This window comes from Nonomuraea sp. NPDC003709, from assembly GCF_040610775.1.
Taxonomy (GTDB): domain Bacteria; phylum Actinomycetota; class Actinomycetes; order Streptosporangiales; family Streptosporangiaceae; genus Nonomuraea; species Nonomuraea angiospora_A.
On record NZ_JBEXMW010000038.1, the window covers coordinates 84,585 to 99,194 of the forward strand.

Annotated in this window: 14 protein-coding genes; 4 read left to right on the top strand and 10 right to left on the bottom strand. The window is 68.8% G+C overall.

Annotated features, from left to right (window positions below):
• Position 1 precedes the first annotated feature (1 nt).
• The 8 genes from ABZX61_RS59390 to ABZX61_RS59425 form a co-directional block, all read right to left on the bottom strand.
• Entirely contained in the window at positions 2–724 is a 723-nt protein-coding gene (locus ABZX61_RS59390; protein WP_355210416.1) for a hypothetical protein, read from the bottom strand.
• A gap of 39 nt (positions 725–763) precedes the next feature.
• Complete coding sequence (locus ABZX61_RS59395) at positions 764–1,141, bottom strand: hypothetical protein (RefSeq protein WP_355210419.1); 378 nt, start codon at positions 1,139–1,141, stop codon at positions 764–766.
• Positions 1,138–1,803: a histone-like nucleoid-structuring protein Lsr2 gene (locus ABZX61_RS59400; protein ID WP_355210422.1), complete on the bottom strand. Its 666-nt coding sequence runs from the start codon at positions 1,801–1,803 to the stop codon at positions 1,138–1,140. The genes ABZX61_RS59395 and ABZX61_RS59400 overlap by 4 nt, the downstream gene beginning before the upstream one ends.
• 9 nt (positions 1,804–1,812) lie before the next feature.
• Entirely contained in the window at positions 1,813–2,199 is a 387-nt protein-coding gene (locus tag ABZX61_RS59405) for a hypothetical protein (RefSeq protein WP_355210425.1), read from the bottom strand.
• 43 nt (positions 2,200–2,242) lie between these two features.
• Positions 2,243–2,626 carry a hypothetical protein gene (locus ABZX61_RS59410; RefSeq protein WP_355210428.1) on the bottom strand — a complete coding sequence of 128 codons (384 nt, stop codon included), beginning with the start codon at positions 2,624–2,626 and terminating at the stop codon, positions 2,243–2,245.
• Between the two features lie 217 nt (positions 2,627–2,843).
• A complete protein-coding gene (locus ABZX61_RS59415; RefSeq protein WP_355210431.1) occupies positions 2,844–3,614 on the bottom strand; it encodes a class I SAM-dependent methyltransferase in 771 nt (256 codons plus the stop codon).
• Positions 3,615–4,187: 573 nt separating this feature from the next.
• Positions 4,188–4,937, bottom strand: coding sequence for an aminoglycoside adenylyltransferase domain-containing protein (locus ABZX61_RS59420; RefSeq protein ID WP_355210434.1), 750 nt, complete (start codon positions 4,935–4,937; stop codon positions 4,188–4,190).
• A gap of 552 nt (positions 4,938–5,489) precedes the next feature.
• Complete coding sequence (locus tag ABZX61_RS59425; RefSeq protein ID WP_355210437.1) at positions 5,490–6,350, bottom strand: aminoglycoside phosphotransferase family protein; 861 nt, start codon at positions 6,348–6,350, stop codon at positions 5,490–5,492.
• A gap of 320 nt (positions 6,351–6,670) precedes the next feature.
• Between ABZX61_RS59425 and ABZX61_RS59430 the strand changes: the two genes are divergently transcribed.
• From ABZX61_RS59430 to ABZX61_RS59445, 4 genes are all read left to right on the top strand, one after another.
• Positions 6,671–7,411, top strand: a complete 741-nt coding sequence (locus tag ABZX61_RS59430) for a TetR/AcrR family transcriptional regulator (RefSeq protein ID WP_355210440.1) — start codon at positions 6,671–6,673, stop codon at positions 7,409–7,411.
• Positions 7,408–7,608 carry a ferredoxin gene (locus ABZX61_RS59435; protein ID WP_355210443.1) on the top strand — a complete coding sequence of 67 codons (201 nt, stop codon included), beginning with the start codon at positions 7,408–7,410 and terminating at the stop codon, positions 7,606–7,608. The genes ABZX61_RS59430 and ABZX61_RS59435 overlap by 4 nt, the downstream gene beginning before the upstream one ends.
• A gap of 1 nt (position 7,609) precedes the next feature.
• On the top strand, positions 7,610–8,881 hold the full coding sequence (locus ABZX61_RS59440; protein WP_355210446.1) for a cytochrome P450: 1,272 nt from the start codon (positions 7,610–7,612) through the stop codon (positions 8,879–8,881).
• A gap of 83 nt (positions 8,882–8,964) precedes the next feature.
• A complete protein-coding gene (locus ABZX61_RS59445; RefSeq protein WP_355210449.1) occupies positions 8,965–11,235 on the top strand; it encodes a hypothetical protein in 2,271 nt (756 codons plus the stop codon).
• 86 nt (positions 11,236–11,321) lie between these two features.
• Here ABZX61_RS59445 and ABZX61_RS59450 read toward each other — a convergent pair whose 3' ends face one another.
• Positions 11,322–13,889, bottom strand: a complete 2,568-nt coding sequence (locus tag ABZX61_RS59450) for a family 78 glycoside hydrolase catalytic domain (protein ID WP_355210452.1) — start codon at positions 13,887–13,889, stop codon at positions 11,322–11,324.
• A 7-nt stretch (positions 13,890–13,896) separates the two neighbouring features.
• On the bottom strand, positions 13,897–14,610 hold a 714-nt coding region (locus tag ABZX61_RS59455), incomplete at its 5' end, for a carbohydrate ABC transporter permease (protein WP_355210455.1).

A 14,610-nucleotide genomic window follows, 5' to 3' on the forward strand; every position in this document is an offset into this window, starting at 1 on the left:
CTCACTGCACCACGTCGTCGGGCTCGGATGCGGCAGACCCGTCGAGCCATCGGCTGAGCGCGGTTGCGGCCTCGGTGATGTCGTCGGCGCCCATCCTCCAGCACAGAGCGGTTCCTCCCCGCTCTCGGAAGGCGGCGCAGTTGTTCGCTGAGTCATCAATGAGCAGCGCGTCTTGGAAGGACATGCCGTGCCGGCTCAGCCAAGGTCCGAAGAAGCGGACGATACCTTCGCTCTTGAGCACTGCGACATCGCTGGAACAGATCATGTCGTCGCAGACGAAGGCCCACTCGGCCAACGTTGCCGGACGGTGGCCAGCCGGGCGCTGGATCTTGCGTACCCGCCTGAAAGTGTCGGCGAAGCAGTCCGGGTTGTCGGTGGACACGACGATCGAGGCACTCGTCTTGAGCTCGCGGAGCATTTCGAACAACGGAACGTTGACCCGCATCCGGGCGCAGTCGGCCAGTAGCCGGCGCTGGAGGAAGTCGTCGCGGAACCGGCGGTCCAGCTTGATGCCCATGCCTGCGATCACCTGAGCGGAGGACACCTGGCCCTTCATCCAGGCGTGGGCCCCTTCGCCGGTGAAGATCAGCGCAAGGCTCTCCACGAGTTGCGAGTGAAGCGGATGCCGGGCGTTGTCTCGGATGGACGCCCAGAAGGGGTCGCAGGAAAGCACGCCGTGCCAGTCAACGAATACCACTCGGTCGGGGTGTGGCACCTGCTTCATCCCTTGGTTCCTCCCGTTGGTGAGCATGTTGCGGCGACTTCAGTGAGTCTGAACGCCGTGCGCTCGAAGCCGCGAGATGATCAGCTCCCGGAGTTCGTGTTCTTGCGCGGCTGTGTCGTGACGCCCGGTGCGATCGGCGGCTGCGGCCCAGCGTTCGAGGACGTCGCTCGTGAGAAGCCATTGAGCGATCGTGAGCTTGGGTTTCACGATCTCGTCCGGCGGCGGCCACGAACCGGAGCCCGGAACGCCCGGCGTCCAGTGGGCGAGCTGATCCCAACCGGCCCTTCGGATGCTGCGCGCGAGGTCGGCCCGGCGGCGGTTGCCGTTCACCGTTTCGACGCTGGCGTCGTTGTCCATGGATGCGTCGATGAGTCCCCACTGGCGGAGAGGCATCGCGATGATCAGGCCAGCACTCATGCCGGCATGGTGCCGAGATCACGAAGGTGTTGATTGAGCCGGTCAGGATCTGCGCCATGCCGCCGTCTGGGGAAGGTCGGGTCGATGTCGGTGAGGTATGCGCCGTCGACCGCGTAGGCAAGGCGGTGCCGGGCGGCGTAATCATGTCGCATTACCGCCACCGCCTGTCCGCCGTCGCGGGAAAGAGGGCAGAGGGCCTCCATGTGCGAGGCCCGCCAGCCGCAGTCCTCGATGGCGATCGTCCAGTCCTCGATTCGTCTCACGGTGATGATCTCCGGCCCTTCCGGCTGAGAGTAGTCCTCGTCCGTGATGAGCCGAATGTCGTCGTCTGTGGCCCCGATCCGGCGAAGCACCTCATGCTCGTCGAGCCCGCGGACGAAGACGATGGCGTAGATGTCGCCGAGCCCGCTGCCCTTTTCCCACCCGTAATCTTCTGGCGACGCGCCGGGAGTTCTCGCGGTGGCGCGGACCATCTCGAACGTGCTCGCCTGCTCGAGGATCTCGGGATGGGCGGCGAAGAAGGCCTCGGTGATTTCTGGAGCTATCCGGCCACGCTCACTGATCGGATAGCCGTTCGCTCTCGCCCAGTCCCGGATCTGGGTGCGGCCGAGCTTGGGCGTCCGGTAGGTGACGCGGAGGGGGGTGAAGTCGGCATCGGACATGATCAGAAACTACCGATAGGTTTGATGCCCTGTCTGCCTTGTGCTTCTCCCGGCGGGCCCGACCTGGGGAGAGGTAACCCTCTCCCAGGGGCGTAGTCCTTCGCCGGCCAGGAGCAGCGCTGCCTCGGGCAAGTCCAGGTCTTGGACGGTCTCAGGCGGGTGCAGCTGATGAGGCGCGCCTGGTTCCCAGAGGGCAAGCGGTTTGAGCAGTGCCGGGTCGACGGTTCTCATCTTGAGGTGGTTGAGGACCCGGCTGGTGGCCGCGGTGGGGTGATAGTCGTCGCAGTATTCGTGCCAGAGGGTGCCGGCCCAGGGGTCGAAGCGGCGTTGGTCCATGAAGAAGCGCAGCGCGTCCAGCAGGCTGCCGCCAAGGCGGATCTCGTCGACGATGAGCATTGCAGCGGCGCTGAGCAGCGGCCCAGCAGCCCCGCCCGTCGCATCATTCTTCGGTCCCTTCAGCCGCCGAGCACACCAGCGAACGATCCGACAGCGGACGCGACAGATCGACTCCGAGCTGACGGTGCTCCGCCACCACCGCAGACCGCCACCCGACCGCCCACGCCGCCTCCCGCGCCGCGGCGAAGGCGACGTCATCCCGATCTCGGATCAACGAAGCGGGCCGGACGTCGAACAGCCATGCTGATCCGTCTCGCAGCACCGCCAAGAAATCCGGGACATGCTCGCCGAAGCCGTTGTCGGCCTCGAACCGCAGCCGAAACGGCTGCGGCAGGACCTCGATCACGGCGCCGGCGAAGTCCAGCGCCAGCAGCAGTTTCTGCTCCTCCAGCGACTCGAACCCGTGCATCCGGCCGGTCGACACCATGAATCGCAGGCCTGGGCGGTGGCGCAGGACTCCGACCGCACCTCCTGGGCGTCGCGTACTGTCAGCACTCAACCACAGCACTCCCGAAGCAGACGTACCACCGAGTCCGTCAAAACCAGGACCGGTGAAGGGGCCTTCCCTGCTGTGACTGAGCGCTTCAGCTGCGGGAATCGTCCGCTGAAACGCTCAGTCACCACGATTGATCGTTACGAGGCGCCTAGCGGGCTTCGAGAACGAAGAACAAGAAGCACAGGAACCTCGTGCGGGTGGGCTCGATCTCGCGGAGCTCCTCGGGGAACAGTTCGCGGGCTTCCGGCACGAACGGCGGTTCGCTGATGACGCTGATGCGAAAGCCCGCCGCGGTGAAGGCTTCGGTCATCGCGTGCAGCGGCCGGTTCCAGAACCTCATCTGGACGGTCTGCCCGCCCATGGTCCATTCTTCGGTCCGGCTGCGGGTCTCGAAGTACTTGGGCTTTTCCCCCGCCATGTGCTGAAAGAGAGCGATGGAGAAAGGATGGTCGACCGAGACGAGGAGTCTGCCACCAGGCTTCAGCACGCGTCTCAGCTCGGCCAGTGTCGGTCCCCAGTCTTCCAGGTAGTGCAGCACCAGGGACGCGGTGACGTCGTCAAACGCCTCGTCGGGGAAGGGCAGTGGGTCGGCCAGGTCGGCGACCTGCAGATCCGCGTCGGCGCCCAGTCGCTGCCGGGCCTGTTCCAGCATCCCGGCACTCGCGTCGATGCCGGTGACGATGGCGCCTCGATCGCGCAGCGCGGCGAACAGGGGGCCCGAGCCGCAGCCGGCGTCGAGGATGCGCCGGCCGGTCACGTCCCCGGCGAGCTCCAGCATCGCGGGCCGCTCGTAGTACGCGTTCAGGAGGCTCGTCTCGTTCTCGGCCGTGTACCCCTCAGCCATCCTGTCGTAGTCGTTGATGGGGGAGGGCTGTGCGGTCTCAACGTGATCTTCGGGCATGGTAGACATGCGGGCCATTTTGGCCGAGCAGTCTCGACGGCACAGACATACGGCAGATCTGGATCAAGCACGCAAACGGCCTAACATCCCTCTCGCCAGCGAAGACAGCAGATCGAGCCGGACCGAAGCAGCCTCTCCTCGCTCCTCGTATGCGCGGAACTCGCTAACTCAAGTGCACATCCGCCAACTGAAGCGCCCAGTCAGACCTGCCTGGCGGAAACGCGGGGCCACCTATCACCCCCATGGGCCGACTAGCGCCCCCAACGTCAATCCCCGATGGCCCACTGCCAAGTCCACTGACAACTCGTGTGCCGTACTGACATCTGCAAGGGCCCCAGACAGCCCCTGTCTGGCGTCACTGAACATGACACCGGAACCTGTGGCCGACCTGGACACTGTTATTGAGAACAGCACCTGATCAGGCCGTCCGAACGACATTCAAGATGACAGTGTGGACCGAATATTGTTCGGTAGTTGGTTGGGGTTGTCCGTCAATCGCCCTGCTCCGAAAGATCGCTGAACTGGATCATTCATCTCTTCCCGCCAGGCGCATGATCATGGAATTCCACGTCGGCGGAGCCGGAGGCGGTGTCATGCCGATGCATCCATGATCCTAGAGAGAATCCAGTGAACGAATCGCTTGACCTCGCGTGAGTCGAACTCGGTAGCGGGTAGGCATCGCTGGCGATCAAGGGCCGACTGGACCAACTCATGGCCCGTTGTCGACACGCGGTGGAGCGCCCACTGGCCACCGTCGATTTTGGACACGAGTGTGCCATCCGTTGCGAACCGCCAGGCACGACATGCATTGAGTACTGCGTATTCACCGGGTGCGTGTTCGGCAGCCCAGCGCAACTCGGCCACCAATTGGGCCATGACCAAATCATGGGCGACTGGAGCGAATACCTCGGCCGGGGCTCGGCCGGGCCCGACCAGGCGACCAGCCTGGTGGCATACGGCAAAGTGCAACACCAAGTCGGGGTCTCCCCCGTGCCCGTGACCGTCGACGACCTTGGTGTCGTCGGGCGCTGTAGTGACATGGAGCTCGAATGGCGGCTGTGTCTTGGGGCGCAGGGTGACCGGGAGGGTTACGACGCTCAGTTCCAGCCCGTGAGCAGGGCAAGGTAGGCGATCGTTGCTTAGCCGTCCTGCAGCGGCTGCCTGTTCATCTGCCGTCATGGGATGCGCACAGACGACAAGGACGTCGATGTCGCTGCGTCGCGCGTCGAAGCCACCGAGCACTGCGGAGCCATGTAGGTAGACGCCCACCAGGCGCGAACCAAGCACCGCGGCCATCGCGGATGCGACGTCTCTGACGTAGTGGTCTGACAGAGAATCCATGATCGCGACTATAGGAAGATCGTAAAACTACCGACAAGTTCGACGTCACGTCTGCTCGTCCAGGCCGTGAGCCTCTCGCTGCATGGCGGCCCGAAACGGTGTAACAGCTTCCCAGGGCCGTAGTCCTTCGCCGGCCAAGCAGCTGCATCGGCCGGCCGGAGAAGCCGCTCACCTCAGGCTCGAAGTCCAGCAGCGTCATCCGGACGCTCTCCGCGAGCGGACATCGCTGGTTTGCACACGCACGTCCAGCCCCAAAGACCCGACGAGCGTCCACGGCGGGCGTCCGTTCCGCACCGCCATCCGATCAACCCAAGAGGCGAACGACTCACCCGACTGCGGCTCAACCACCAACGCCAAACGCGAGGGATACGGCCAGCTGCCACGGTGAGGCTGTGAACGATAGATGGACGTTGGGAGCGATAGGTGGCCACGATGAGCGAGGCCATCGCCCAGTCACCGCGATCCCCAGCTATAGGTGGCGCGCATGGGGTTGCAACGGCGACAGTATCGTCGCTTGGTTCCTTGCCGCTTTCACGTGACCTTCGGCGATTTCTACGGACCACCCAGTCGCCTGGTGACCGTGTCGAGTGTCGGCCAAGGAGGACCCTTGCGCAGTGAGCGCAAGAATTCCTCTCCGAATCGCCGCCCGTTCGGAAACTGGTCGCCAGGTTCCCAGCGCCAGGCTGCGACCATCGCGAGAACGAGCTGCCGGCACTCGTCCAGCAGTCCTTGGTCAACGTTCGGATAGTGCTCGCAGACCACCTCGGGGACATGGGCGAGATCGAACTCGACGGGTCCACGGCAGCATGTCTCAAGGTCGATGAACAGCGGGCCGTCCTTTGTGCCGAGCACATTGCCTGGATGCGGCTCGCCGTGCAGCAACTGCTCTACGGCGCCGCGGTCCTCGATCGCCCGTCGCAGGCTTCCCAGTCTGCTGCTGAGAAACGCGCGGTCCGCGTCGGCTAGCTCTGGCGAAAGATTCGGGTTGGCAACGACGTCTTCCGCCTCCGCGATTCGATCCGTGAACCGCGGGCTCGGCACGTCAACCTTGCGCATGCCGGCGTGCAGTTGCTCCAGCGCCTTGGCGTAGTCGACTGGTGAGGTGGGAGGTGTCACGGGTTCGTAGTAGGTCCACAGCGTCACCCTGAAGCCATCGCGCGTGTACACAAGTGGGTCCGCCCGAGGGTCCAAGAGGCCCGTCGGGCATCCGACCTGGGCGAGCCGTTGAGCGAGCTCGACTTCAAACTGTGCAGCCTCATGTCGCACGGGGGCGACCCGGGCAAGGACATCGCACGGCGTCAGCCGCAGCGCCAGCCTGTTCGAGTTGTGGAGAACGATTGCGTCGTTGGTCGGCAGGTTGAGCGATGCGGCGACCGAAGTCGCAGCCGCGATCGCGCGCGTGATGTCGGTCATCTCCACCCCTCGAATCTTGGCATAGATGACCGAGGACGGTGCCAACCGGCCTGGCCAGGTGCGACCCCCATCTATAGATGGCGGCAGGGGGCGGACCGACCGGCGAGGTAGTCCGGTCTCACACTGGCCATCTACCGCTCACACGCTCACACGGGCTGAACCTCTTGCGGTACACGCGTCTACTGCCATCCCCGATGGCCCACTGCCAAGTCCACTGACAACTCGTGTGCCGTACTGACATCTGCAAAAGCCCCAGACAGCCCCGAAGTGGTCCGGCGGGCGTGCTTGACGTATCAAATGAACAATCTTTAAATTCACTCATGGGTCGCATCGCGGGCGTCACGGCCGCCGAGACGCGTGAGCGGTTGCTGAAGGCGGCCGCCGAGGTGTTCGCCGCACGCGGGTACGACGGCACGCGCGTCGCCGACATCGCCGCCGCCGCCGGGGTGAGTAACGGCGCGCTGTACGCGCACTTCGGTTCCAAGGCGGAGCTGCTCGTCGCCGCGCTGCGCGCCCACGGGCGGCGGATCCTGGCGGGCCTGTTCGCCGCCGACCCCGATCGGTCGGCCGCGGAGCTGCTCCTGGTTCTCGGGCGACGGCTGCCGCGGCCCCGTGAGGCTCCCGGTTACCTCGTCGTGGAGGCGCTGGTCGCGGCCAGGCGGGACGAGGACGTCGCCCGGCCGATGCGTGACTACGTGGGGGAGCGGGCCGACTGGATCGCCGAGCTGGTACGCACGGGCCAGGGAGACGGAGAGCTGGACCCCGGGTTGTCGCCGGACGCGCTGGCCCACTTCTGCCTGCTGCTGGCGATGGGCAGCGCGCTCATCACGCCGGACCTGCACGCCGTCGACGACGCCGAGTGGTCGGCGCTGCTGACCCGCGTCGTTGCCGCCATCGCCCCACCGGACGGAGTGGAGAACCCGCCCAACACCCCACCGGACGGAGTGGAGAACCCGCCCAACACCCCACCGGACAGAGTGGAGAACCCGCCCAACACCCCACCGGACAGAGCGGAAGACCCGCCCATCGCCCCACCAGAGAGAGCGGAGAAGCCGCAGTGAAAGTACAGATCGATCCCGGGCGCTGCCAGGGACACGGCCGCTGCTACGACCTGGCCCCGGGCCTGTTCGGCGAGGACGGCGAGGGCTACGGGCAGGTGGTTGGCGACGGCGTGGTGCCGCCGGGGGAGGAGCCGGCGGCGCGCCTGGCGGTGGCCAACTGCCCGGAGCGGGCGATCGACCTCGAGGAGGAGGCGTGAGATGACCGTTGACGACCGTTTCAGCCAGGACTTCCGGGGCACGGGAGACGACCCGCCCCTCGGCACGCGCAACGAGATCGTCACCGGCCCGGTGTCCGACTGGGCGACCGACTTCTCCCACCTGGAGCCCGAGTGGGCCGCGGACCCGTACCCCATCCAGGACGAGCTGCGACAGCGCTGCCCGATCGCGCACACCGACCGCTTCGGCGGCGGCTGGCTGCCGACGCGGCACGAGGACGTGGCGGCCATCGCGTACGACACCGAGCGCTTCTCCTCGCGCTCGATCATCATGAGCAACTTCCGGCCGCCCCGCGAGGTCGCGCCGATCGGCGGCTCGCCGCCGATCTCCTCCGACCCGCCGTTCCACCACGACGCGCGCAGGCTGCTGCTGCCGGCGTTCACCAAGACCGCCGTCGCCAGGCGGGAGGCGTCGACGCGGGCGCTCTGCCATGAGCTCATCGACGGATTAGCCGGCCAGGACGTGGTGGACGCGGCCCGCGACTACGCCCAGCACATCCCGATGCGGGTCATCGCCGACATGCTCGGCTTCCCGCCCGAGGACGGGCCCCGCTTCCGCGAGTTCATCGAGAACGCGCTCGAAGGCGTGAACCGGCCGGCGGAGAAGCGCATGGAGGGGATGGAGCAGCTGTTCGACTACCTGCTCGTCCAGATCCGCGACCACGTGGACCACCCGCGCGACGACCTGACGACCTACCTCGTCGACGCCGAGCTGTACGGGCGGAAGCTGGAGTCCTCGCACGTGGCGGGGACGATGGCGCTGCTGCTGATCGCCGGGATCGACACCACGTGGAGCGCGATCGGGGCGTCGCTGTGGCATCTGGCCAAGACGCCGCGCGACCGCGAGCGGCTGGTGGCCGAGCCCGAGCTGCTGCCGGCCGCGATGGAGGAGTTCCTGCGGGCCTACGCGCCGGTCACCATGGCGCGGCTGGTCAAGGAGGACATGCGCTGGAACGGCGTCGACATGAAGGCCGACGACTGGGTCCTGCTGTCGTTCCCGGCGGCCAACCGCGACCCGGAGCAGTTCGACCGGGCCGGAGAGGTCGTCATCGACCGCGAGGTCAACCGGCACGCCGCCTTCGGCCTGGGCATCCACCGCTGCGTTGGGTCGCACCTGGCCCGCATGGAGCTGCGGATCGCCCTGGAGGTGTGGCTGGAGCGCATCCCGGTCTTCGGCCTCGACGACCCGGCGGCGGTCACCTGGGCCACAGGCCAGGTCCGCGGCCCGCGTACGCTCCCGCTCCGCATCGGCTGAGCACCGATACTTGATCATCTTCGGGGTGGCTCGCTAGGGTTGGGCGCCTTTGCCCGGTCCGAACCGCCCCCCGAGGAGGTCCCGTGCGCCGCTACCGTTTCGGCCGGATCGCCGCGCCGCTCGCCCTCGCCTACGCGGTGCTGGTCGTCGCGCTCGGCGTCGTCGCGCTGGTCACCCGCGACCCCGCGCTGCTGCGGCGGCTGGTCGTGGGGGAGTGGGACCCGCGCGAGGTTCCGTTCGTCTGGTGGGCGGAGCTCCTGGTCGTGGCGGCCGGGCTGCTGCAGGGCTGGGCCTACTGGCAGGCGCTGCGCGGGCGCGCCGCCGGAGCGCTGACCGGCAGGGGCAGGCGGGTCGCGCTGCTCCGCGCGGCCCTGTACGCCGGCCTCGCCCTGACGCTGGTCGTCCGGCTCCCGATCCCGTACGCATGGTGGACGGGGGTGCTCGGCGGCCTGCTCCAGCTGGTTGTCGTCTGGGTGTATCCGCTGGTCCTCGCCCCGGTGCTGTCCCGGGGATGGCGGCTCCTCGCGCTCGTGGCGGGCACGCTCAGCGCCGTCTCGCTGATCGCCACCAGCATCGCCTTCTGGTTCGACCTGGCTGCCCTCGTGAGCATCGGCTCGTTCGGCGGGCTGGACGAATTCATCTGGGTCCTGTGGGTGGTGCCGATCCTGGTGGGCCAGGCCAGGGATCCGCGCTGGAGCCGGACCACGGTGTGGACGGGCGCGATCTCGGGGGCGATGTCGTTCGTGTCGCCGTCGTCGTACTCGTACATGATGCTGTACGACGAGATCAACTATTCCCTGCTGTACCACAGCCTCCTGGGCGCGGTGAGCGTCTTCGGCATGGTGTGGGACGCCCGCTCCGCCCACGAGTTGGCCAACCCGATCCCGCACTCGCCCCTGGTCCGGCCCGCGCCCGAGCGGGCGGCGGCGCGGCCCTGGCAGCTCGCGGCCGTGGCCGTCGCGCTCCCGCTCGTCCCCGCGGCCGTCAATCTCGCGCAGGGCTCGGTGCTGTGGATCGGCCCCAGGGGCGTGATCGAGAGGTTCCTGCGCGAGGAGACGGGCGCCGGCGCGATCGTGACGTGGTTCGCCTTCGACGTGCTCGTCGGCGTGGGCGCGCCCGCCGCGCTGATCCTGGTCGCGGTCGTCCGCAGGACCCGGCCGCTGCTGCGCGCCACGGTCAACGCCCTGGCGCTCGCCGCCGTGATCGGCGCCGTCTCCTTCCTCACGTACGAACCAGACCCGGGCGAGGAGTCCCTCTCCCACGGGATGCTGATCTACCCGGAAGCGCTGCTGAGCAGGGGCGAGGACGGCGGGTTCCGGTTCGGGGTCTCGCCGCTGTGGTACGGCGCCGCGCTCGGCGCGTCCGCCCTCCTCCTGATCCTCCTGTACGGCGCTGCCCCGAAGCGCCGCCCCCTGCACCACCTGCTGGCCGTGGCCGCGGCGTTGTGCGTCGTCCCGGCCGCCGACCTGGCGCGCGGTCCCGTCACCACGGCCGAGGACTGCTCGCCGGGCGACTCCTGGGAGTACGACGAGGAGCCCCCGCCGCCGACGGGCGAGCGGGCGTTCGTGTGCGCGATACGCGCCGGCCGTACGTTCGCCGCCACCACCCCCGACCAGGTGCTGCTCGCCCACGGCCGCCGCCTGTGCGACGCCTACACCCGCGACGACCGGAGGGAGCTGGCCCGCCTGCGGGTGAACGCCGAGAGCCTGGTCTCGACGCTCGCCGGGATCTGCCCGCGCGCCGACGCGACGATCAAGGCCGCACGCGCCGCCGCGGACCGGGAGTTCGAGGAATGGGAGGCGGAGGAACAGCGCAAATGCGACGCGGCCCCGCGCCACCGCCCCCTCGTCCCGCCCGCCCGATCCTCCGTCCTCAAGAAGCCCGAGTGGCCCGAGGGAAGTCTGGAGATGTACGACGAGACGGACGACGGCGAGGACCCGGCGGAGGTCTACGCCGAAGCCGCGGACAACGGACTGGTCGGGAGCGGCCCCGGCCACCTGGCCGTGGTGACCCACTCCGACGCCCACGTCTGCGTCACCCTGGAGACTTACACCCGCCGCCCGCCCGTGGAGACCAAGGGCTGGGACCAGGTGGTGGAGGTCGGTTACCTGAGCTCGTCCGGGCAGATGGTGCTGTCGGACGGCCTCAGCGGCACCGAACTGCCCGACCTGTCCCTCTACGGCCGCAAGGGCCACTACCGCATCCGGGTGCACTTCGCCTGGGTCCCCTGGAAGGGCGACAAGTACGGCACCCAGCGGCTGCTGATCATGGCCTACCCGGCGAACGGCGACAAGGTCGTCTCCTATCGCAAGCCAGGCGGAAGCTCAACGGATACCCGACATCCGCGTGGCTAGCCTCCAGGCACAGCGCCCGAAGGGGGAGGAACTGGAGCAGCACGGGCCGGTGGCGGTAGACCCCGCCACCAGCCCGGCATCGAGGGTCACATCGTCGTGGTGAACGTGTGGGTCCCGGCGCCCACCTCCTGCGGGATGGCCCCCGGCAGGTCCACCTCGGCGACCGTCCCCGGGGGCACGGTCGCCGTGACCGTGAGCGTCTCGCCGTCCCGCTCCCACGAGACGGACGCCAGGCCGTACGGGGTGTCGAGGCGGGCCGAGGCGTGCGTGAGGTCGCCGCCCGGCCGGGGGGCGACGCGCAGGCGGCGGTAGCCGGGGGCGGCCGGGGCGAGCCCGGCCACGGTGCGGTGCATCCAGTCGGCCACCGCGCCGAGCGCGTAGTGGTTGAACGAGGTCATCTCACCGGGGTTGACCGAGCCGTCGGGCAGCAGGCTGTCCCAGCGCTCCCAGATCGTCGTGGCGCCCATCGTCACCGGGTACAGCCAGGACGGGCAGTTGCGCTGGAGCAGCAGCCGGTACGCCGTGTCGTACGCCCCGACCGAGCAGAGCGCGTCGCAGATGAGCGGCGTGCCGACGAACCCGGTGCCGATGCGGTGATCGTCCTGGCCGACCAGCTCGACCAGGCGCCGCCCGGCCCGCTCCCGCTGCTCGGCCCCGTCCAGCAGGTCGAAGGTCAGGGCCAGCGCGTAGGCGGTCTGAGTGTCGCAGGCCAGCCGCCCCGACGGGGTGACGAACTCCCGGCGGAACGCCTCGCGCACCTCCCGCGCCAGGGCCGCGTAGTGCCCGGCGTCGGAGTCGTGACCCAGCAGCGCCGCCGTCTCGGCCAGGACCGCGGCGGTGTGGGCGTGGTAGGCGGTGGCGACGAGCGCGTGGTCGGTACGGGCCCTGCCGGGGTCGTCCGGCGGCGCGGCCGGGTCCAGCCAGTCGCCGAACTGGAAGCCCTCGTTCCACAGGTGGTCGTCGCCGGCCAGCCCGTCCACCTGGTCCACCCACGCCTTCATGCTGGCGTACTGCCGGCGCAGCAGCCCGAGGTCGCCGAAGCGCTGGTAGAGCGTCCACGGCACGAGCACCGCGGCATCGCCCCACGCGGCGGTCGGCGAGTTGCCGAACAGCAGCGGCACCCACGGCACGTAATGCGGCACGGTGCCCTCCTGGACCTGCTCGACGGCCAGGTCGGCGAGCCAGGACGCCAGCGGGCCCGAGCAGTCGTAGAGGAACGCGGCGGCCGGTGCGAAGACCTGGATGTCGCCGGTCCAGCCGAGCCGCTCGTCGCGCTGGGGGCAGTCGGTGGGCAGGTCGACGTAGTTGCCGCGCATGCTCCACACGACGTTGTCGTGCAGCCGGGACAGCAGCGGGTCCGAGCAGGTGAAGTCGCCGGTCCTGCGCATGTCGGTGTGGCAGACCACGGCCACGACGTCGGAGGCCGGGTCCAGCTCGCCGGGCCAGCCGTCGATCTGCGCGTAGCGGAAGCCGTGCGTGGTGAAGCGCGGCTCCCACTCCTCCGGCCCGTCGTCGCCGCGCAGCGTGTACTGGTCGAGCGCGGCGGCGTCGCGCAGCGGGCGGATGGCCAGCCCGCCGTTCTCCAGGACCTCGGCGTGCCGGAGCGTGACCGTGTGCCCGGCCGGGCCCTGGACGCGGATGCGCAGGCGGCCGGCGATGTTCTGGCCGAAGTCGAGGATCGTCTCCCCGTCCGGCCCGGTCAGCGTCTCCACCGGCGCCAGCGTCTCGATGCGCCGGACCGGCGGGCCCGTCGGTGCGACGAGCAGGGCCGGGTCGTGCGGGAGGGAGTCGGCGGGCAGCCAGGCCGCGTCGTCGAAGCCGGGGCCCGACCAGCCGGACGGCAGCAGGCGGGCGTCGCACTTCTCGCCGTCGTACAGGCTGGCGGCGGTGACGGGCCCGGTCGCGCAGCGCCAGCTCCCGTCGGTGGCCAGCACGTCGGTGGTGCCGTCGGCGTAGGCGATCTCGAGCTGGGCGATGAGCGCGGTACGGTCGCCGTACAGGTCGCTCTTGCCGCCCCGGAAGCCGATCCGGCCTCGATACCAGCCGTCGGCGAGGGTGGCGCCGATGGCGTTGGCGCCCTCGGTCAGCAGGTCGGTGACGTCGTGGGTGCGGTAGCGTAGGCGGTGGCCGTAGCTGGTCCAGCCGGGCGCGAGCACATCGTCGCCCACGACGCGGCCGTTGATCTCGGTCTCGTGGACGCCGTGGGCGGTGACGTACAGGCGGGCCCGCTCGATCGGGCCGCGGACGGTGAAGTCGCGGCGCAGCAGCAGCGCGGGCCCGTCGGGGAGGCCCAGCAGCTCCAGCGGCGGCGCCGCCGCGCCCGCCGTCCAGTCGGCCGGCTCCAGCAGCCCGGCCTCCGCCCACGACCAGGGGCTCCAGTCGCTGACCGAGCCGTCGCGGCCGTGTACGCGCACCCGGGCGCCGCGCCGTTCGCGCGAGCCGAGTTCGCCGCCCGGCCAGGGCACGAGCACCGACTCCGCCGACTCGACCCGGCCGGTGGCCGTGCCGTCGCTGATCTCGATCTCGTACGCCTGCTGCCGCCAGCCGGGGAGTTCGGTGGCGACGGTCCACGACAGACGCGGAGCGCTTTCGCCGATGCCGATGGGGTCGTGGTGGTGTTCGAAGACGGGCGCTTCGACATGCACGAGGGTCACGGGTCTCCTAGCCCTTGATGGCGCCGGCGGTCATGCCGGCGACGATCTTGCGGTTGAAGAAGATGAAGAGCAGCAGCGGTGGGATCGTGATCAGGACGATGTCCATGAACAGCAGGTTCCACTGGGTGTTGTACTGGCTCTGGAAGTTGTAGAGGGTCACCTGCACGGTGGCGTTGTCGTCGCCGGGGGTGAAGTAGAGCGGGTTGACGAAGTCGTTGAAGATGGCCACCGAGGTGGTCAGGACCACGGTGATGGTGACCGGCTTGAGCAGGGGGAAGACCACCCGGAAGAAGAGCGCGAGCCCGGTGCAGCCGTCGATCTGGGCGGCCTCGTCCAGTTCGCGCGGGATGGCCGCGATGAACGCCCGGAACAGCAGCACCGAGTACGCCATGTGGAAGGCCACCTCGATGAGGATCAGCCCCGGCAGGGTCTTGAACAGGCCGAGCGCCTGCAGCAGCCAGATGGTGGGCACGATCGCGGGCGGGATGATCAGCCCGGTCAGCACCAGGAAGTTGGCCACCGAGCCGAGCTTGCCCGTGCGGCGCTGCAGCACGAACGCGGCCATGGAGGCGAACACGACGATCAGCACGACCGACGCGACGGTCAGGACGGTGCTGTTGACGTAGGCGCGCAGCAGCACGTAGTCGCGGGCCTCGATCACGTCCACGAAGTTCTGCACGATCGGCCAGTTGGCCGGCCAGGCGAAGTCCAGGTCGGTGGC